This is a genomic window from Bradyrhizobium septentrionale (assembly GCF_011516645.4).
Taxonomy (GTDB): Bacteria; Pseudomonadota; Alphaproteobacteria; order Rhizobiales; family Xanthobacteraceae; genus Bradyrhizobium; species Bradyrhizobium septentrionale.
In genome coordinates, this window is the sequence record NZ_CP088285.1 from 8,651,814 (window position 1) to 8,671,120 (window position 19,307).

Consider the following 19,307-nt stretch of genomic DNA (forward strand, 5'->3'; position numbering starts at 1 on the left):
CAGCACAATTCTGGGCGACCAAGCCGGTCGCCCAAAAATCGCAACTTAGTGCCGGGAATATCGGAGCGCCGTTTCGGTTTCTGTCGCAGGACAGGCCCGCGGCGAAATGGCGTAACGCGTCTTGTGGACCGGAAGGTGATTGGATGCGGCGACGACATCGAGCGACGGGTGCGATTCTGGCCGTTGTGCTGTTGTGCAGTGCGTTCGCGGCCCGCGAATGCGCAGCTCAAGCCACCGACGACGTCATCGCCCGCGGCAAGGCGCTCACCATCGCCGGCGACTGCGCGAGCTGCCACACTGCCGATCCGGCAAAGCCGTTCGCCGGCGGCAAGCGGATCGACACGCCATTCGGCGCGGTGTTCTCGCCGAACCTCACCCCCGACCGCGATACCGGCATCGGCGGCCGGAGCGACGACGATTTCCTCCGCGCGCTGCGCAGCGGCGTCTCGCCAGACGGGGCGCATTATTATCCCGCCTTCCCCTACCCCTTTTTCACCAAACTGATCCGCGACGACATAATGGCGATCCGCGCCTATCTCGCGACGCTGGCGCCGGTCAGCAACAAGGCGCCGCCGCCGGAGCTGCGCTGGCCGCTCAACTATCGCGGGCTGATGCGGGCGTGGAATTATCTGTTCCTTGTGCCCGGCATCATCCAGCCGGACCAGAGCAAGGGCACGGAATGGAATCGCGGTCGCTACCTCGTCGAAGGCCTCGCCCATTGCGGCGCCTGCCACACGCCGAAGAATGCGTTCGGCGCCGACAGACGCGACCAGGCGTTCGGCGGCAGCATCGTTCAGGGCATGTTCGCGCCGAGGCTCGACGGCGCTGAGCGCAGCGGGCTGAAATCCTGGAGCGCTGGTGACATCGCCGAATGTCTGCAGAGCGGCCGCAACGGGCACAGCCATGCCGGCCCCCTGATGTCGGAGGTGGTGGTCAACTCGACCTCGAAGATGAGCGACACCGATGTGCGCGCGATCGCGGTCTATCTGAAGAGCCTGCCGGCCGGCGCGCCGGAGCCTGCGGTCACCCCGCCCTCGCCTGCGCAGATGAGCGACGGCGAGCGGATCTATCGCGGCGCCTGCATCGCCTGCCATGAGCTTGACGGCTCGGGCGCGCCGCGGATCTATCCGCCGCTGCCCGGCAACGCCAATCTGCAATCGGCCAATCCGGCGAGCACGCTGCGCATCATCCTCGATGGCGCCCAGACCGTGACCACGCCGCGCGCGCCGAACGCAGGCTCGATGCCGGCCTATCCGAAGCTGACCGACCAGGAGGTCGCCGACGTTGCGACCTATATCCGCAATGCCTGGGGCAACGCGGCGCCAGCCGTGAGCGCGGACGAGGTCGCCAAGGCGCGGAGGAAATAGGTATCGTGTCCCGGGCGCGGTGCGGCGCGATGCGCTGCTCCGCAGAACCGGGACCCACCTGGCTCAGCGGCTGACATGGGCCCCGGCTCAGCAGCGCACCGCGAGCGCGCTGCGCTGCGTCCGGGGCGCGAGTAGCCGCTTACCGCTCCTCGCCGCTGAACACGAATTTCGGCATCTCCCATTTGTAGCGGATCGCCAGCATCCGGAACGTCAGGCCGAGGGCGAAGGTCAGCACGGTCCAGATCTGGTCGTTGAGATGCAGGCCGAAGGCCGTCGCATAGAACAGCCCCGTCACCACGGATACGCTGGCGTAGAGCTCGCTGCGGAACAGCAGCGGCACCTCGTTGCAGAGGATGTCGCGCAGCACGCCGCCGGCGCAGCCGGTGATCATGCCGGAGACGATCACGATCGGCAGCGAAGCCTCGACCTGCCAGGCGATGTCGCAGCCGGCCATGGTGAACACCACGAGCCCGATCGCATCGAGCACGAGGAAGGCGAGATTGAGCCTATGCACCAGCCGCGCCAGCAGGATGGTGGCGAAGGCGCCCGCCGCCGCGATCGCGAGGTAGATCGGGTGCTTGACCCAGAGCAGCGGATAATGCCCGAGCAGCACGTCGCGGATGGTGCCGCCGCCGAGCGCGGTGATTGCGCCGAGCATGCAGACGCCGGCCCAATCCATGCTGCGTCTGCCGGCCGCCAGCGCCGCCGTCATCGACTGCGCCGCTACCGCAATGAACGAGAGGATGTGCAGCACCGAATCGGCGGGCGGCATGGTCCACATTGGAAAGGCCTCATGGAATAGGTTCGGAACCCTGGAATCGGCGGTTCCATCATGAACGGGTTGCAACATTGCCGCGGAACATCCCCACGCGCCAGCGATTGTCCCGTGCGTTTAGTCTTTGCGTCCAGCCTTTGCGTTTAGCCTTTGAGTCTAGCCTTTGGGGGGCAAACGGAGGAACTTTGAAATGGCTTACCAACCTGACGATCCGTATCGCGCCAACCTGACCGATGACGAAATCCGCCGTCAGGCGCGCTTCAACAGCCTGGACAACGAGCTGCAGCCGGATCCGGAACTCCAGGACGGACCGGCCAGCAGCACCAAGGTCGCGATGTTCGCAGTTGCGGTGGCCGTGGTGCTCGGCGCACTGTTCTACGGGTTGAACAATACGTCGGTGCACGAGGCCGGCACGACGCCGTCGACGCAGACCGCACAGACCCAGCCGGTCAATCCGGCCGCGCCGCCTCCGGGCATGCGCGACGTGACGCCGAAGTCGAACAGCCAGCCCGGCATGACCACGGGCGCTGCACCGGCCAGCCCGTCGGCAGCACCGGCCAACCCGCCATCTGACATCAACAAGTCTGACATGAACAAGTCGGACATGAACAAGCCGGCCGCCCCGCCGGCCGAGAATGCGAAGTAACGAGCGACGACACTGACCAGGCGCGAGCAGCGGGCCGAAACGGCCCGCTGCTTTCTTGTGACGACTATTTGAACATCTTGTTGAGCTCGCCGCCGGAATAGCCGTTGGCGAATTCGGTGAAGGTGCCTTTCTCGGCCATCTCCTTCGCCGCCTTCATCACGCCGGTCCAGGCCATCCGCGCCAGCGCGCCGCCGACGCTGATCCGGCGCACGCCGAGGTCGGTCACCGCCTGCAGCGAAAGCTCGGATGGGCCGCCGATCAGGAGATTGACCGGCTTCGGCGCCACCGCCTTCACGACCGCTGAGATCTCCTCTCTGGTCTTGATGCCAGGCGCGTAGAGCACGTCGGCTCCGGCATCCGAATAGGCCTGCAGCCGCTCGATCACCAGATTGAGGTCCTGCTTGCCCCACAGGAACGCCTCGCAGCGGCCGGTGAGCAGCACGCCGCTGTTGTCGGCATCGATCGCCTTGCGCGCCGCGCGGATGCGCTCGACCGCCAGCTTGTGCTCGAACAGCGGATTGGCGGCGTCTCCCGTGGAATCCTCAATCGACAGCCCGGCGACGCCGGTCTTGACGCCGCGCGCGACGTTGACGGCGACCTTGTCGGGCTCGACCGCAAAGCCGCCCTCGAAATCCGCGTTGACCGGAATATCGACCGCCGCGCACACCGCGGTGAGATGATCGCAGACGTCGTCGACGGTGACGCGGTTGTCGGCCTTGGCGATGGTCCAGGCGAAGCCCGCGCTGGTCGACGCCAGCGCCTTGAAGCCGAGATGTTGCAATGCGCGGGCGCTGCCGACATCGAACGGGTTCGGGATGATGAAGCATCCGCTCTCGTGCAGCTTCTTGAAGGCGGCGCGTTTGTCAGCAGTTGTCAGTGGCATGGGTCGCTCCCTGATATCGTTGGCCGCGCAGAGATAGGCACGCACAGGGCAACACGCCAGTGTGCTCGGTGAAGTGCAATGGCTAAGCCTCGACCTTGCGCAGAAATGTCCGCTCCTCCGCGAGGATGAAGCGGTTTTCCTCCGCGAAGCGGAAGTTCGCCATGCCCTCGTTGTCCTGGCGCAGCCGCGCGCGATAGGCCTCGTAGGCGGCGAGGCTTTCGAACGAGATCAGCGCGAAGCCGATGTTGTTGGTGCCCTCATGCGGCATCCAGTAGCCGAGCAGGTCGCCGCCGCAGCGCGGAATGATCGAGAGCCAGTTCTTCGAATATTCCTCGAACATCGCGCGCTTGAACGGATCGAGCTGGTAGCGGATGAAGACGGTGATGGTCATTGGCTGCCTCCTGATTTGTCCGTCATTGCGAGCGCAAGACGAGCCTGCTTCCGACGCCGACACTACCCGCTTGCCCGACACCAATGCTTCGTCTATCATCGAACTATGAAAGCAGGACCCGACATTTCCCGGATCGCCGCTCTGGTCGGCGATCCCGCACGCTGCAACATGCTGACCGCGCTTATGACCGGCCGCGCGCTGACCGCGAGCGAGCTGGCGCAGGAGGCCGGCATCACGCCGCAGACCGCGAGCTCGCATCTCGCCAAGCTTGAGGCCGGCGGGCTGATCGAGCCCGAGAAGCAAGGGCGCCACCGCTACTATCGGCTCTCTGACCCCGACGTCGCCGACGTGCTCGAAGGCCTGCAGGGCATCGCCGCCCGCGCCGGCCACATGCGGGTGCGCACCGGGCCGAAGGATCCGGCGCTGCGCCGCGCCCGCATCTGCTACGACCATCTCGCCGGCGATCTCGGCGTGCAGATGCTCGACAGCATGAGACGGCAGAAGCTGGTGCGCCAGAGCAAGCAGGCAATCGAGCTCACCGGCGAAGGCAAGCGCTTCATGGCCGAGGAGCTGCAGATCGACGCCGATGCCCTGACGCATCCGCGCCGTCCGGTGTGCAAGGCCTGCCTCGACTGGAGCGAGCGGCGGCATCATCTCGCCGGCACGCTGGGCGCCGCGATGATGGACCGCTTCACGGAGCTGAAATGGGCCGCGCGCGATGCTGCGCCGGGCAGCCGCGTGGTCAATTTTTCGCGAAACGGCGAGAAGCGGTTCGCCGCACTGTTCGGCGCGGGCGAATAGCATCGTGCATTGGGGCGGGCATGCGCGCCCCGCCGCATTCTCGCGCCCTCGCCGCTCCCGCGCACCGCCTTCGCGCCTGCGAAATATTTCGAATTGATGCTGAATCTGCTTGCGGCGCGCGGACGCAGCCGTGAGATGCAACATTCATGTCGCATTCAGCCCGCACCATTAAGGTCGGCGACATCGGGCACGGCTTCTGCAATGATCCGGCCGGGCGAATCGGTAAGTAAAAGTTTGTTGCGGTGCCGCAGCGCGGCCCAATTAAAAAGGAGAAGACATGAAGTATCTTTTTGCAGCAGCTGTTTTGGTGACGACCGCGTTCGCCGGCATCAGCGCTGCTGATGCTGCCGGCGGTTGCGGCCCGGGCTGGCACCGCGGCCCCTATGGCGGCTGCGTCAGGAATCGTGGCCCCGTCGTCGTCGCTCCGGGCGCGGTCGTGGTCGAGCGCCCCATCGTCGTCGCGCCCGGCCCGGTCGTGGTCGCGCCGCGCGTCCGCGCCTGCCCCTACGGCTTTGCCTGGCGCTACGGCCGCTGCCGCCCGATCTGATCCGGCACATCTGCGCAAACAAAACCCCGCCTCGCGCGGGGTTTTTCTTTGACGTCAAGTCAATGTCACCAGCGGCGCCAGTGATGATGACGCCAATGATGCCTGCGCCAATGGCGGCGGCGCCAGCCCCAATGCCTGTGGTGCCAGCGCCTGTGATGCCAACCCCAGTGGCGGTGATGCCAGCGCACCTGCTCGGGCTTCAGGCGATCGACTTCCTCGCCCGTGGTGACGGCCGGATGCGCATCGCCAGCGGCCGGCGCGCGTGCATCGTGATTGAGGGGAAGCGGAGCGAGCGGCGCGGCCTGCGCGGTCGCTGCGAACGTCACCGCACCGGCGGCAACACCGAAGGCGATCTTCAGAAAATCCCGGCGTTCCATGAGAGTTTCCCTTTGTTGCTGCGTTGGACAAGGCGTCAGCCAGTTTTTTCGCCACGGCCTGAACGCTCGCTGAACCGCGCGTTCAGCTTTCACGGAACCCGATGCATCGCAGCTGTATTCGCGAGGTTGTGACGTCACATAACCATCACGCCGTCACCTCCTCCGCGAGCACCAGGAGATCGCGCGTGCGCGTCACCTCCGGCCAGTCGCGGTTGAAGTCGGCGACCAGCCGCTTCATGTCATCGCTGTTGATCGCGCGCTCCGTGCTTTCTCCACTCGTCGTCCCTGCGAAGCAGGGACCCATAACCACAGGGTCGTGTTGTTGAAGCGAGCTGTGGACCCAGCGTCGCTTACACAATTGCCATTGGTGGTTATGGGTCCCGGGTCGCGCTTCGCTTGCCCGGGACGACGTGGGGTGGGATTCCGGTTCACATGTCAAACAGCGTCTTCGGTATCATCACCCGCGAAAGCGGGTGATCCAGTATTCCAGAGACGCCTGTGCGTGAGCCGAGAGGCCGCGGCGTACTGGATCGCCCGGTCGAGCCGGGCGAAGACAGATGAGGATCGGGACACAGCTTCGCACTCTCGCGACATCAGCGAAGCGACATGCGGGACGGTGCGCGCCGCACCGATAGTCCGGCCCCGGATATCGCGGAGCCAGTCATCGGGCGCGCGTTCGCGCGACCCGTTGGCTGATCCGGGCTACGACATCGCCTCACATCAGCTTCAGCGGCGCATCGTGAACCAGGCGCAGGTCGATGCCGCCGATCAGACGCGCGCGGCGCGCCTCGGCGGTGCTGATCGCGGCCTCGGTCTGCCGCAACGTGCTGACATTCGATCCAAGCGACACGATGCCGCCGAGCACCAGCGCAATCGATCCGAGGGCTGCCGTCTCACCGGAGCCCAACAGGCCGAGCAGCGCGATGAGCAGCAACGCAAAACCGCCCGCGATGGCGACCTTCGAGCCGAGAATGATCCGCCGCGATCGTTCGGCGCTCTCGGCAAGCTCCTCGATCCGCGCCTCGATCTCTGAAATCTCGTCGGTCGGATCGTCTTCGGTCATCGGTGAAACCTGTATGGCGGGTTAGGCGACTGCGTCCGCCGTAGCTCAACGAGCGAAGGTGGAAGCCGTAACCCGCCGCGGATCGTGCGGAGAAGATGGCGGGTTACGCTTGCGTTAACCCACCCTGCGCTCTCCTCACAGCGGCAGATTGTCGTGCTTCTTCGCGGGGATCTCGACCTTCTTGTCCTTCAGCATCGCCAGTGCCCGCGCGATCCGGCGCCGGGTCGAATGCGGCATGATGACGTCGTCGATGTAGCCGCGTTCGGCGGCGATGAAGGGGGACAGGAAGCGGTCTTCGTATTCCTTGGTGCGCGCGGCGATCTTGTCGGGGTCGCCGATGTCACTGCGGAAGATGATCTCCACCGCGCCCTTGGCGCCCATCACCGCGATCTGGGCGGTCGGCCAGGCGTAGTTCATGTCGGCGCCGATTTCCTTCGACGCCATGACGTCGAAGGCGCCGCCATAGGCCTTGCGGGTGATGATGGTGACGAGCGGCACCGTGCACTGCGAATAGGCGAACAAGAGTTTCGCGCCGTGCTTGATCAGGCCGCCATATTCCTGCGCGGTGCCGGGCAGGAAGCCCGGCACGTCGACGAAGGTGACGATCGGAATGTTGAAGGCATCACAAAAACGAACAAAGCGCGCGGCCTTGCGTGAGGCATCGCTGTCGAGCACGCCGGCCAGCACCATCGGCTGGTTGGCGACAAAGCCCACGGTGCGGCCGGCGATGCGGCCGAAGCCGGTGACGATGTTCCTGGCGAAGGTCTCCGAGATCTCGAAGAAGTCGCCCTCGTCGACGACCTTCAGGATCAGTTCCTTCATGTCGTAGGGCTTGTTCGGATTGTCGGGGATCAGCGTGTCAAGCGACATGTCAACCCGGCCGATATCGTCAAAGCTCGGCCATTCCGGCACGCCGTCGGTGTTGTTCGACGGCAGGAAGTCGATCAGCCGCCGCATCTGCAGCAGCGCATCGACGTCGTTCTCGAACGCGCCGTCGGCGATCGAGGAGCGCGTCGCGTGCACCGAGGCGCCGCCGAGCTCCTCGGCGGTGACCACCTCGTTGGTGACGGTCTTCACCACGTCGGGGCCGGTGACGAACATGTAGCTGGTGTTCTTCACCATGAAGATGAAGTCGGTCATGGCCGGCGAATAGACATCGCCGCCGGCGCAGGGGCCCATGATGACGGAGATCTGCGGGATCACGCCCGAGGCGATGACGTTGCGGCGGAACACATAGGAATAACCCGCCAGGGCAGCGACGCCTTCCTGGATACGGGCGCCGCCGGCGTCGTAGAGGCCGATGATCGGCGCCCTCGCCTTCATCGCCATGTCCTGGAGCTTGGTGATTTTCAGCGCATGGGTTTCCGATAGCGAGCCGCCGAACACCGTAAAGTCCTTGGCGAACACGAAGGTCTTGCGGCCGTTGACCGTGCCCCAGCCGGTGACGACGCCGTCGCCGGGAACCTTGCTCTTCTCCATGCCGAACTCGGTCGAGCGGTGCTCGACGAACATGTCGAATTCCTCGAACGAGCCCTTGTCGAGCAGAAGCTCGATGCGCTCGCGGGCGGTCAGCTTGCCGCGGGCGTGCTGCGCCTCGATGCGCTTTTCGCCGCCGCCCAATTTCGCGCCGGCGCGCCGCTCTTCGAGGGTGTCGAGGATGTCTTTCATTTGTTTCCGCCCGTGTTAGCTACAGTCCGCGTCCCGGCGCCAGCCGGGGTCCCGCTTCGTTCGGAAATGGCTTTAGCACGGCAATTTCGGAACCGGAAAGCCGCTTGTGGGCGGTATCGGGCGCAAAAACGGTAGGATTTTCCGACATGTGGGGGAGACAGCGATGACCGAGACAACCGTGACGGAAACCGGCGCGGCAACCGGTGGGGTGCGCACCCTGCTCCGGCTCGAGGGCCTGGTGCTGTTCGTCGGGATGACCGTGCTCTATTACAAATGGGAAGGGTCCTGGCTGGTCTATGTCCTGCTGTTCCTGGTGCCGGACCTAAGCTTTGCCGCCTATCTCGCCGGCCCTCGCGTCGGCGCCATCGCCTACAACGCCGCCCACACCTATCTGGCGCCGGTGGCGCTGATGACGCTGGGCCTTGCCGGCGAAGGGCCGCTGGTGCTGTCGATCGCGATGATCTGGCTCGCCCATATCGGGATCGACCGCGCGCTCGGCTACGGGCTGAAATATTCGGTCGGATTTGGCACCACCCACCTCGGACGGATCGGCAAAGCGCAATAGCCCGGTATGAAGCGATGACGTCCCCGGCAAGCGATTTTGCCTGAACCTTTGCCGGCGCAGCCGACCTATAACTGCCAGGGATTTTGCACCACCCTTCCTGGGGCTAGGACCAACGCCGCCCGCGGATATTTCAAGCGGACGGCGTTGTGTTGTGGGGCAGCTACCTGGCCTGCGGCGCCTGGGCCCCCGGGCCTCCTCACCACTCACGCGAACCGGCGCGCGAACACGACGCAGACCACGACGAGCATGGTCGCTGTTATCATCGACCAGGCGACCGGCTCGTGCAGCAACAGCCCGGCCAGCGCGAGGCCGAAGAACGGTTGCAGCAATTGCAGCTGGCCGACGCTGGCGATGCCGCCGATCGCGAGCCCGCGATACCAGAACACGAAGCCGACCAGCATGCTGAAGATCGAGACATAGGCGAGCCCGAGCCAGGCCGGCGCGCCGATGCCGTCCCAATTCGGCGGCAGCGTCATGATCGTCATCAGCAGCACCACCGGCGCCGAGAGCACCAGCGCCCAGGAGATCACCTGCCAGCCGCCGAGCCGGCGCGACAGCGCCGCACCTTCGGCATAGCCGAGGCCGCAGACGACGATCGCCGCAACCATCAGGAGGTCGCCGGTCAGCGACGCCGAGCCGTTGCCCGACAAGGCGAAGGCTGCGACCGTCGCGCTGCCGATGCAGGAGAACAGCCAGAACAGCGGCTTCGGCCGCTCGCCGCCGCGCAGCACAGCGAATATTGCGGTCGACAGCGGCAACAGTCCGATGAACACGATCGAATGTGCCGAGGTGATGTGCTGCAGCGCCAGCGCGGTCAGCAGCGGAAAGCCGATCACGACGCCGAGCGCGACGATGAGGAGCGACACCAAATCCTTGCGCTGCGGCCAGGGCTGCCGCAACACCGCGAGCAGCGCGGCACCGAGCAGCGCCGCGATCGCGGCGCGCGCCGAGGTCAGGAACAGCGGCGAGAACCCGGCCACCGCGACGCGGGTCGCCGGCAGCGAGCCGCTGAAGATAATCACGCCGAGCAGGCCGCTGCCCCAGCCATCGATCGAAGCCTTGTCCATCGCACCTTGCTTTCGCGCATTGCGAGATAGGGTCGAACCGCGAGCACCAGTGCGCCCCCTCTCCCGCTTGCGGGGGAGGGTTGGGGTGGGGGTATCACCGCGAGTCGTATCGTGGAAAGATCCCCCACCCGCCGCGCTACGCGCGTCGACCTCCCCCGCAAGCGGGAGAGGTGCAGCGAGCCTGCCGCCAGACCGATTCAACCGAATCTCATCTTGCTCGTCCCAGCGAACATAGCGGTCGGGGGCTCGCCAAGGCAGCTACAGATCAGTACAATATCGCAAAACTGTATGGATGAAGGTAGGCATACACTTGCAACAGCCATCCGATGCGCCGCAATCCGATCCGCCGAGAGCGACGCGGACCACCGACGTGATGAACGCGATCCGCGCCAGGGTGGCGAGCCGGGCGCTGGTGGCCGACGACCGCCTGCCCTCGATCCGCGGCCTTGCCGCCACGATGGGCGTCTCGCCCTCCACCGTCGTCGAGGCCTATGACCGACTGGTGGCCGAGGGCCTGATCCGCCCGCGGCCCGGCTCCGGCTTCTATGTCTCTTCAACCGCGCTGCCGCCGCTCGCGCTGGCCAAGGACCAGCCGCAGCGCGACCGCGCCGTCGATCCGTTCTGGGTGTCGCGGCAATCGCTCGATGCCGAAGACGGCGCGCTGAAGCCGGGCTGCGGCTGGCTGCCGGCCGAATGGATGCCGACCGAAGCGCTGCGACGCGCATTGCGCAGCCTGGCGCGGGCCGATGACGCCGTGCTTTCCGACTATGGCGCGACCCGCGGCTCGCTCGCACTGCGTCGCATCCTGATGGCGCGGTTCGCCGACGAGGGCCTCGAGGTCCCGCCGGAGCAGCTCCTGCTCACCGCGTCCGGCACCCAGGCGATCGATTTGGTCTGCCGCTTCCTGCTGCGGCCCGGCGACACCGTGCTGGTCGACGATCCCTGCTACTTCAATTTCCGGGCGCTGCTGCGCGCGCATCAGGTGAAAATCGTCAGCGTGCCCTACACCGCGTCAGGGCCCGACGTCGCAAGCTTCGAAGCGGTGCTGGCCGCCGAGCGGCCAAGGCTCTATGTCACCAATTCGGCGCTGCATAATCCGACCGGCGCGACGCTGTCGCCGCAAACCGCGCATCGCGTGCTGAATGCCGCGGCGGCCCATGATCTGACGATTGTCGAGGACGATATCTTCGCCGATTTCGAGCCGGAGCCGTCGGCGCGGCTCGCCGCGCTCGACGGGCTCAACCGTGTGATCCGGATCGGCAGCTTCTCCAAGACGCTGTCGGCCTCGGTGCGCTGCGGCTTCATCGCCGCACGGACGGACTGGATCGAAGATCTCGTCGACCTCCAGGTCGCGACCGGTTTTGGCGGCCCGAGCGCGGTCGCAACCGAAATCATCGCGAGCGTGCTGTCGAGCGGTTTCTATCGCAAGCATGTCGAGGAGCTGCGAAGGCGCCTCGCCCGCGCCCGCCGCGACGTCGGCGACAGACTGCAGCGCATCGGCATCGAGCCCTGGCTGATGCCGCGCGGCGGCTTCTATCTGTGGTGCGAGTTGCCCGACGGCCGCGATTCCGCCGACGTGGCGCGCGCGGCGCTCGCCGACAATGTCGTGCTGGCGCCCGGCAACGTATTCAGCGCCTCGCAGACGGCATCCGCCTTCATGCGCTTCAACGTCGCGCAATGCCGCGACCCCAGGCTGATGCCGGCCTTGCAGCGGGCGATCCGGCGGTAGAGCGCGATGAGATTGGGTTGAATAGCCGCCGCGACGGCGCTGCGCTCCCTCGCCCCGTCCCTTCACGGGGAGAGGGTTGGGTGAGGGGCTATCTCCGCATAAGCGGTGATAGCTGCGCTCGCGGAGACTCCCCCTCACCCGGAACGCATCTCGCGATGCGTTCCGACCTCTCCCCGCACGCGGGGCGAGGTGAAGCAGAGTCCACTGCCCGAGCACCTGACCGACGCGGCGACTACTTCTCACCCACCTTAAACGGCTCCTCCTTGCCAGGCGGCACGGTCTCCTCGGCCATCGCCAGGATCATCGCGACCATCACGTAATTGCCGGCGAGCGCGGTGAGATCGACGATCTGCTGGTCGTTGAAGATTTTCTTGGCCCGCGCATAGGTCTCGTCGGAGACCTTCTTGGTCGTGGTCAGCTCGGTGACGAAATCGTACACGACGGCCTCGTCCTCGGCCATTTTCGACGGCCGGTTGCCGGCCTTCAGCTCGGCGATCACGTCAGCCGACAGCCCGGCCTTGGCCGCGAGCGGTGCATGCGCGAACCATTCGACCTGCGAGCGCCACTGCCGGCCGATGATCAGGATCGCGAACTCGTTCAGCCTGGTCGGCACCGAGGTCTGCCAGCGCAGGTAATAAAAGAGATCGTAGAGGCGCTGGCCGAGCACCGGGCTCCTGATGATCGGATTGTAGGGTCCGCCGATGCCGACGCTCGACACCTTCATGATCTGCTCGCCGAGCGGCTTTTGCAGATCGTTGAGCTGCTCCATGGTGAGCTGCGGGAAGCGCGGCTCCTTGCTGGTGGCGGGCGCCGAGAACATCGTGGCCGCGAGCCAGCCACCGGCCGCGGCCAGCGTGAGCGACGACAGCCAGACGGTTGCTGATTGCATGATTTCCTCCGATTCTTGCTTTTGACGGAGGCATGCTAGTCGAGCCGTGATGCGCCTGCCAGCCGCGCCGCGCGCAGGTCAGCCCGTCACAGCGCGACGATATCGGTGAGGCATTGCTGCGTGACGCTCATCCGCGCGTCGATCTGCGCCTGGGTCTTGCAGTCCATGTTCATCGCGAACACGGTGACGTCACTGCCCCTTCTCGACCCAGCCGACCAGCCAGCCGAGCGAGCCGTGCTCCTTGTCGGTCAGTCCGGTCTTGGCGCGAATGACGGCGTCGCCGACCTTCGTCACCGGAAGGATGTCGCACACCAGCTGCTGGCTGCGCTTGCCGACCGGCAGCACGCCGCGGCGCAGCCGGTCGAGGAAATCGATCTGCTGCACCGGATCGATCCGCAAATTGCCGGTCACCCAGAACTGGTCGATGCCGCCGCCGACGTCGCGGTTGCCGTAGTCGATGATGTCGACGTACTTCTTCATCCGCTCCTCGCCGATCCGGCGGGCGATCTCCTGAAACACCGGGAACGCCGACACCGCGAGCGCCGAGCGCAACGTGTGATCCTCGTTCCAGGCCTCGATCCTGCGCGTTGTGCCGTCCCACTTGAAGACGTCCTTGTCGGGGTCCTGCACCACGCCGGTCTCGAGCGCGATCAGCGCGTTCGGGATCTTGAAGGTCGAGGCCGGCAATTTGCCCTCGCCCGAGCGCACCTTGTCGCTCGCGATGATCAGATAATCGTCGACCTTGTAGCCGACGAAGGTACCTTCGGTGCCGAGATCGAAGAAGCGCTTTGCCAGATCCTCGCGAAACTCGCTGCGCTGGTAGGACACGTTGGCGAAGCTGCGCGACGGCAGAATGCCTGCGGCAGCAAGCAGACCGAGCGCATGGCGGCGATTGATCACGAGGAGACCTGAACAGTTCGGGTTGACGACGATGCTGATGCCATCGTGGTAAAACGATGGCAATCGGACTTGCTTGTTTGACGCATTTTCTTCACGCGAACCGGTGCCCACTTCGCTCGAAAACGCTATCGCTATCGCACCCGGCCCGACAGCCGCAGCACGAACACCAAGACCTCCGCGACGGCCTTGTAGAGCTCGGCCGGGATCTCGTCGCCGAGCTCGACGTTGGAGAGCGCGCCGGCCAAAACCTCGTTCTCCTCGATCGGGATATCGTTGGCTTTGGCGACCTCGATGATCTTGGCGCCAATCGCGCCCTTGCCTTTGGCCACCACGCGCGGCGCGCCGGAATGGTCGTAATGCAGGGCGACCGCGAGCTGGCTGTTCGCGTCGCTCATGATGCGCGGTCCAGGAAGTGGCCGGCGCGCGCGGGCGCAGGTTGCGGCGGGCTGCCGTCGCGGATCTCGATGTCGCCGGGTGTGAGCTCGGCCCTGCTCAGTGCCTGGCTGAGCTCGGATGCGCCGGCGCGCAGCTGCGCGGCGGTCGAGGGACGCTCGGCCCACATCCGCACCGAGGTGCGCTCGCCGTTCAACGAGACCAGCGCGTGCACCGGGCCGGCCGGCTCGACGTCGAGCGTGAAGCGCGCCCGCCATACCCGCTTGGCGGCCTCGACCTCATTGCCGCCGCCGTCGTGGGAAATCTCGAACTGCGCCATCGCCGTGCCCTGCTGGGTCAGGAACGGGATCTCGAAATTCCAGCGCGGCACCATCGCGTCGAGCTGCGGACGCTGGCCATCGCCGCGATCCGGCAGCGAGGCGACCTGGAGCAGCGTCTGCCGCGCCAGTGCCGCGTCGGTGTTTTCCAGGAGGCGATGCGCGGCGGCAGCAATCGGCGTGCCCGGCGCGATCGACGGCTCGGCCACGGCCTGCGCCGACGGCAGCGCGCCGTGAAACGGCGGTGGCGGCGTGTTACTGCGTGCGGACACTTCGCCCGGCAGCATCTCCCTTGGCGCGGCGGCCTGCCGTGCCGGGTTGCCGAGCTCGTGCAGCGCTTCCTGAATGAGATTGAGCGTGCCGCCCGCCGACGGCCCGGCATCGAGCGCATCCGCGAGAACCCCGGCGAGCCCAGTGGCGCCGCGGCTGAGATCGTCGGCAACCGGCACGCGGGCCTGCGGCAGCAGGATTTCCTGAACGTCGAGGTCGCCCGTTGGCGCCGGCACGATGCTCGGCGCCGTGCCGGCATTGGCAAGCGTCGGTTGCTGGAGTGGCGTGGATGCAGGCTTGGCGGTGTCGCCGGCACCAAGCGACGTCAGCGCCTGGCGCAGCACGATCAGCGCGGCCTTCAGATCGGGCGCGCTGCCGCTCGCGGGCGCAACGCCCGAGGCAAGCGTCGCCTCGAACAACAGGCCGGATTTCTGGAAGCCGGTCTTGACGGCATCGCCGCTCAGATTCTCGTCGAGGCCGGTCTGCTGCGCCAGCACCTGTGCGATCGCGGCCTGAAGCTTTGGCGGCAGATTGGCCGAGGCGACCGCCGCGAGATTGGCAAATAGCGGCGCCTGGCTGCCCTGCACCGCCGCCGCGTTCTGGGCCGTTGCGGTGATGGTGACGCGCTCGAGCGGCGTCAGCACCGCCTTCGGCGCCGTGGCGACGGGCTGCGACGCGGCGCTGACGTCGGCCGCCCCCTGGGCATGCGGCGACAGCTGCACCGCATCGCCGGCGTCGGCGCCCGGCCCGACCAGTTGCAGGCGGACGCTGCCGTCACTGGTCTGCGACACCGCAAGCTGCAAATTCTGGCCCTGCTGCAGCGGCACCTCGGTCTGGACGTCGATCGACAGGCTCGCGATCGCGATCCGCACCAGATCGGCCGACAGCACCTTCAAGACCTGCGCGTTGACGACGCTGCCCGCCTCGAGCGTGAGGTCTGGCGCAACACTGCCCGCCTCGTTCGAGGCAAGCACCGGCAGCACGGGATTGATCGCAAGTGCCATGTCGAAGGTTTCGGCCAGGCGCGAGGGACGTGCCGCAGGCTAGCCCGGCGCCGTAAACCCCTCGTTAACCGGCGGCCGGCTTGAGCTCCCTCAGGACGCCGGCGGCGGCCTTGAAATCGACCTGCCGGGCGGTGCGGCGGACGGCGACCTCCTCGTCGACGCCCCATTTCTCGATGTTCCAGTCCTCGTCGACATGGGCGGCGGCCCAGATCTGGTCCTCGTCGCAGACACCATGCATCAAGGCCAGCGCCAGCAGCGCCGAGCCGGTCAGCGTCGTCACCACATGGAGCGCCGCGACCGACCATGGATCGGCCGGGAACGCCGCGCGCGCCGCCTTGATCGCGGGCTCGGGCTGGCCGACATGCATCACCCCCTCGGCCATCACGAAATGGGCGCCGAGCGCATCGGCGGCCCAGAACAGGATCGGGTCCCAATGCCGGGCCTCGCGCGCCACCAGGGAATCGGGATGGCCGGCGCGATAGAACAGCAGGTCGCTGCCGAGGAATTTTGCGGCGTCGTCGGCGACCTCGTCGACGCGATCGATCACCCCCTCGATCACGCTGTTGGCTAGCCGCGTCAGCGGCATGGTCATGGGATCGATGGTCTCGCCCTGCGCATTCCATTCCGCCGCGACCGCGTCCGCAAGGGCGCGCGTCGGCACCACGATCGGCTTGCCGGACGGCGAGCGGATCTGCTTGCCATCGAGCGTGATCGCAAATCCGCCACTGGCGTCAGTGACGCCGGCGCCGGTGTAGAAGCGCTTGCGCCGGGGCGTGCGGATGTGGCGCCGCACCGCCTCCTGCGGATCGAGCGGGGATTGTTCGGCGGGTTCGTCAAACAGTTCGCGCATCGCGCCGGCCAGCTTTCGTTCAGATGGATTTGCCCGCAAGATATGTCAGGGACAACGGCAAATAAAGCTGATGCGACGCGTCAAATTTCGCCCGTCTCGGCGGTTTTCGAAGCCGCCACCGCCGATCCCGGGTTCCGTTGACCGGCCCGTCCGATGACCCCGGATTGTCTGGCAGAAGCGAACGTGGCTAAAGCCAGCCATCACGCTTGAAACGCGCATAGAGCAGAGCGCAGGTGCCGAGGATACCGGCCAGCACATAGTAGTAGCCGTATTCCCACTTCAGCTCCGGCATGTGCTCGAAGTTCATGCCGTAGATGCCGGCAATCGCCGTCGGCACGGCGAGGATCGCGGCCCATGCCGCCAGCCTGCGGGTGATCGCCGTCTGTTGCGCCTGTCCGGCCATCATGCTGGCTTCGAACACGAAGGCCAGAATTTCGCGGAGCGAATCGATATCCTCTTCGGCCCGCTTGGCATGATCGAGCACGTCGCGGAACAGCGGCTTCATTTCCTTGTCCATCGCGATCAGATCGGCATGCTCAAGCCGTTTGCAGACATTGACCACCGGACCGACCGCGCGCCGCAGACTGAGCAGATCCCGCCGCAACCTGTACAAGCGGTCGAATTCCCGCCGGACCAGCGACCTCTGCAGTACTTCCTTTTCGAGCTCTTCTGCCTCGGTCTGCACGCTTTCGATAACGGGTCCGTAATTGTCGACGATGAAGTCCAGGATGGCGTAGAGGATGTAGTCCTCGCCCTGCGAAAGCGAAGCCGGACATGACTCGCAGCGAGCCCGAACAGCCTTGTAAGAACTCGATGCGCCATGCCGCACCGAGACGACGTAGCCGGTTCCGAGAAAGATATGCGTCTCGCCGAATGCGATCTCGTCATCGACGATTTGCGCGGTGCGCGCCACCACGAACAACGCGTCGTCGTACTGCTCGACCTTTGGCTGCTGATGTGCAGTGGAGGCGTCTTCGATCGCCAGGGGGTGCAGGTCCAGCTGCGCGGCAACGCGCTCGAGCAGCGCCTTGTCAGGCTCATGCAACCCGATCCAGACCACATGGCCGGATTTCTTCGACCACTCGCCGGCTTCCTCGATCGAAATATCGGAAACGCGTCGCCCGCTGACATAGACGCTCGCTGCGACCACGCCTGGCTCGCTCGGCGAGAGGCGCTCCGGCGCGGAATTGACTTCGACAGGTCGTAGGCGAGCCCGCTGTCTCAAGACTGTCGCTCCCTGCACCATTGAACTGCTGCAGACAAACGTCCGCGCCGCAGGTCTCGTTCCAGATGCATCAGATATGGTCGCCCCGCAACCTGAATTCTACAGGCTCCTATATCATGCCTATACGGACCCCGGCCGATTCATATCGATTTCCTATAAGCAGGCTCGATACGGTGCCGATGAGAGCATTCTCGGGACCGATGACCGGATTTGTTGACATCGCCGCCGTGGCCTTCGTCGGCTTCGTCACGACATCATCGACGATGTTCGGCGCGCTCCTCGGCCTGTGGGTGCGGATTCCCAAGAGCGTGCTGGCGGCGCTGCTGGCTTTCGCGGCGGGGTCGCTGATCTGCGCGCTCGCCATCGAGCTTGCATTTGAGAGCGTGCTAGCCCTCCAGCATCAGCAATTCGGCCGGATGCAGGCCTGGCAATTTGTCGGCGGCGGCTTCGCGTTGGGCGCCGCGATCTACTATTGCGGCGCGATGTTCCTCGAGCAGCGTGGCGCCGCGGTCCGTCTGCCGACCCGCTTTTACGAATTCGCCGTCAATCAGAAGCGCAAGAGCTCGCAAGAGTTGATCGGACTGCTCAGCAAATCCGATCTGATGCGCCATCTTCCGCCGGAGCGCATCGAAGCGTTGCTGCCGTACATTGAAGTACGGACCTTGAACGCAGGCGACGACCTGTTTCGCGCGGGCGACAAGGGCGATGCGCTCTACATCGTCAAGCATGGCAACGTCGCCGTGTTGCCGGATCGCGGCGAGAACACCTCGTCGGCGGAAAAGCCGATCGCTCAGCTTTCGGAAGGCCAGATCCTGGGGGAGATGGCGCTTCTGACGGGCAATCCACGCAGCGCCACGATCCGCGCCACGATAACGACCGAGTTGCTGCGGATCGGCAAGGACGATTTCGAGCGGCTGATCCACGAAGATCGTGACCTGGAAGCCGCCGTCAGGCGCCTCAGTCACGAACGGGCCATCAGCAACCTCAGCTCCAGCGGGGTCAATCCCGCGACCTGGGCCGCGATCGCCGCCAGCAACGTCCATCACCTCACCCGGCGCGAGTCGGACACGTTGCTGGTCAAGGCCGGCCATGGCGCGGGATTGGCGATCGTGCTGGGCAACATCCTGGACACGATCCCGGGCTGCCTTGTGATCGGGGCCAAGTTCGATGGAATGCAGACGCTGTCGCTCAGCCTCATCCTCGGCATGTTCATCGGCGGCATTCCGGAGGCGGCCGCCAGCGCCGCGATACTTCGCAAAGCAGGGTATAGCGCAGGGACGGTGCTGCTGCTGTGGTCGACCGTTATGGTCGCCGGCATCGTCTCGGCGGTGGCCGGGCATGACCTGATCGGCAACTCCCCGTCGCTGGTTTCGACCTTCTTGCAGGCGGTCGCCGGCGGGGCGTGCTTGCCCTCGTCGCGCACGCCATGATTCCGGAAGCGATCCATCAGGGTGGATCGGTCATCGTGCTGCCGACGGTCGGAGGCTTCCTGTTTGCGTTGTATTTTGCGCTTTCGAGTGCGCCGCTGTAGCCAGCATTACGCCGGCAGGCTTTCGTTCGGGAGGATTTCCCTGCAAGAT

The 19,307-nt window shown here is 65.8% G+C and carries 20 protein-coding genes and 1 pseudogene; 7 read left to right on the forward strand and 14 right to left on the reverse strand.

Going from position 1 to position 19,307, the window contains the following annotated elements:
* Nucleotides 1–143 precede the first annotated feature (143 nt).
* On the forward strand, nt 144–1,367 hold the full coding sequence (locus HAP48_RS43585; protein WP_166205872.1) for a c-type cytochrome: 1,224 nt from the start codon (nt 144–146) through the stop codon (nt 1,365–1,367).
* 139 nt (nt 1,368–1,506) lie between these two features.
* On the opposite strand, the gene HAP48_RS43590 is transcribed toward HAP48_RS43585, so the two are convergent.
* On the reverse strand, nt 1,507–2,148 hold the full coding sequence (locus HAP48_RS43590) for a trimeric intracellular cation channel family protein (protein ID WP_166205873.1): 642 nt from the start codon (nt 2,146–2,148) through the stop codon (nt 1,507–1,509).
* Nucleotides 2,149–2,332: 184 nt separating this feature from the next.
* Between HAP48_RS43590 and HAP48_RS43595 the strand changes: the two genes are divergently transcribed.
* Nucleotides 2,333–2,788 carry a hypothetical protein gene (locus HAP48_RS43595; RefSeq protein WP_166205874.1) on the forward strand — a complete coding sequence of 152 codons (456 nt, stop codon included), beginning with the start codon at nt 2,333–2,335 and terminating at the stop codon, nt 2,786–2,788.
* A 64-nt stretch (nt 2,789–2,852) separates the two neighbouring features.
* Here the strand turns inward: HAP48_RS43595 and HAP48_RS43600 are convergent, their stop codons facing one another.
* The gene (locus HAP48_RS43600) at nt 2,853–3,671 is read right to left on the reverse strand and encodes an isocitrate lyase/PEP mutase family protein (RefSeq protein ID WP_166205875.1); all 819 of its coding nucleotides are present in this window, start codon (nt 3,669–3,671) and stop codon (nt 2,853–2,855) included.
* 82 nt (nt 3,672–3,753) lie between these two features.
* Nucleotides 3,754–4,062 carry an NIPSNAP family protein gene (locus tag HAP48_RS43605; protein WP_166205876.1) on the reverse strand — a complete coding sequence of 103 codons (309 nt, stop codon included), beginning with the start codon at nt 4,060–4,062 and terminating at the stop codon, nt 3,754–3,756.
* A 105-nt stretch (nt 4,063–4,167) separates the two neighbouring features.
* Here HAP48_RS43605 and HAP48_RS43610 point away from each other — a divergent pair, with 105 nt between their 5' ends.
* Together HAP48_RS43610 and HAP48_RS43615 are read left to right on the forward strand one after the other, a co-directional pair.
* Nucleotides 4,168–4,863 (forward strand): ArsR/SmtB family transcription factor, encoded by a 696-nt coding sequence (locus HAP48_RS43610; RefSeq protein WP_050402286.1) that lies wholly within the window; start codon nt 4,168–4,170, stop codon nt 4,861–4,863.
* A 277-nt stretch (nt 4,864–5,140) separates the two neighbouring features.
* Nucleotides 5,141–5,410: a GCG_CRPN prefix-to-repeats domain-containing protein gene (locus tag HAP48_RS43615; protein WP_029081715.1), complete on the forward strand. Its 270-nt coding sequence runs from the start codon at nt 5,141–5,143 to the stop codon at nt 5,408–5,410.
* A gap of 65 nt (nt 5,411–5,475) precedes the next feature.
* Here the strand turns inward: HAP48_RS43615 and HAP48_RS43620 are convergent, their stop codons facing one another.
* The 4 genes from HAP48_RS43620 to HAP48_RS43635 all read right to left on the reverse strand — a co-directional run bounded on the left by HAP48_RS43620 (nt 5,476) and on the right by HAP48_RS43635 (nt 8,518).
* Nucleotides 5,476–5,787, reverse strand: a complete 312-nt coding sequence (locus HAP48_RS43620; protein WP_166205877.1) for a twin-arginine translocation signal domain-containing protein — start codon at nt 5,785–5,787, stop codon at nt 5,476–5,478.
* 145 nt (nt 5,788–5,932) lie between these two features.
* The gene (locus tag HAP48_RS43625; RefSeq protein WP_166205878.1) at nt 5,933–6,091 is read right to left on the reverse strand and encodes a hypothetical protein; all 159 of its coding nucleotides are present in this window, start codon (nt 6,089–6,091) and stop codon (nt 5,933–5,935) included.
* A 411-nt stretch (nt 6,092–6,502) separates the two neighbouring features.
* Nucleotides 6,503–6,850 (reverse strand): hypothetical protein, encoded by a 348-nt coding sequence (locus tag HAP48_RS43630; RefSeq protein ID WP_166205879.1) that lies wholly within the window; start codon nt 6,848–6,850, stop codon nt 6,503–6,505.
* 135 nt (nt 6,851–6,985) lie between these two features.
* Nucleotides 6,986–8,518 (reverse strand): acyl-CoA carboxylase subunit beta, encoded by a 1,533-nt coding sequence (locus HAP48_RS43635; protein WP_166205880.1) that lies wholly within the window; start codon nt 8,516–8,518, stop codon nt 6,986–6,988.
* Nucleotides 8,519–8,681: 163 nt separating this feature from the next.
* On the opposite strand from HAP48_RS43635, the gene HAP48_RS43640 reads away from it, so the two are divergent.
* Complete coding sequence (locus HAP48_RS43640; RefSeq protein ID WP_166205881.1) at nt 8,682–9,083, forward strand: DUF4260 domain-containing protein; 402 nt, start codon at nt 8,682–8,684, stop codon at nt 9,081–9,083.
* Between the two features lie 203 nt (nt 9,084–9,286).
* On the opposite strand, the gene HAP48_RS43645 is transcribed toward HAP48_RS43640, so the two are convergent.
* On the reverse strand, nt 9,287–10,150 hold the full coding sequence (locus HAP48_RS43645; protein ID WP_166205882.1) for a DMT family transporter: 864 nt from the start codon (nt 10,148–10,150) through the stop codon (nt 9,287–9,289).
* Nucleotides 10,151–10,523: 373 nt separating this feature from the next.
* On the opposite strand from HAP48_RS43645, the gene HAP48_RS43650 reads away from it, so the two are divergent.
* Entirely contained in the window at nt 10,524–11,879 is a 1,356-nt protein-coding gene (locus tag HAP48_RS43650; RefSeq protein WP_166215687.1) for an aminotransferase-like domain-containing protein, read from the forward strand.
* A gap of 232 nt (nt 11,880–12,111) precedes the next feature.
* On the opposite strand, the gene HAP48_RS43655 is transcribed toward HAP48_RS43650, so the two are convergent.
* From HAP48_RS43655 to corA, 6 genes and pseudogenes are all read right to left on the reverse strand, one after another.
* Nucleotides 12,112–12,768: a carboxymuconolactone decarboxylase family protein gene (locus HAP48_RS43655; RefSeq protein ID WP_166205883.1), complete on the reverse strand. Its 657-nt coding sequence runs from the start codon at nt 12,766–12,768 to the stop codon at nt 12,112–12,114.
* 86 nt (nt 12,769–12,854) lie between these two features.
* Nucleotides 12,855–13,668: pseudogene (gene blaOXA / locus HAP48_RS43660) on the reverse strand (class D beta-lactamase).
* A 131-nt stretch (nt 13,669–13,799) separates the two neighbouring features.
* Entirely contained in the window at nt 13,800–14,063 is a 264-nt protein-coding gene (locus HAP48_RS43665) for an EscU/YscU/HrcU family type III secretion system export apparatus switch protein (RefSeq protein WP_166205884.1), read from the reverse strand.
* On the reverse strand, nt 14,060–15,652 hold the full coding sequence (gene fliK / locus HAP48_RS43670) for a flagellar hook-length control protein FliK (protein WP_166205885.1): 1,593 nt from the start codon (nt 15,650–15,652) through the stop codon (nt 14,060–14,062). Before fliK ends, HAP48_RS43665 begins: the two co-directional genes overlap by 4 nt.
* Before the next feature lie 64 nt (nt 15,653–15,716).
* Entirely contained in the window at nt 15,717–16,502 is a 786-nt protein-coding gene (locus HAP48_RS43675) for an ATP12 family chaperone protein (RefSeq protein ID WP_166205886.1), read from the reverse strand.
* Nucleotides 16,503–16,689: 187 nt separating this feature from the next.
* A complete protein-coding gene (gene corA / locus HAP48_RS43680) occupies nt 16,690–17,748 on the reverse strand; it encodes a magnesium/cobalt transporter CorA (protein ID WP_166205887.1) in 1,059 nt (352 codons plus the stop codon).
* A gap of 179 nt (nt 17,749–17,927) precedes the next feature.
* Between corA and HAP48_RS43685 the strand changes: the two genes are divergently transcribed.
* Nucleotides 17,928–19,157, forward strand: coding sequence for a cyclic nucleotide-binding domain-containing protein (locus HAP48_RS43685; protein ID WP_166205888.1), 1,230 nt, complete (start codon nt 17,928–17,930; stop codon nt 19,155–19,157).
* The last annotated feature ends 150 nt before the right edge of the window (nt 19,158–19,307 follow it).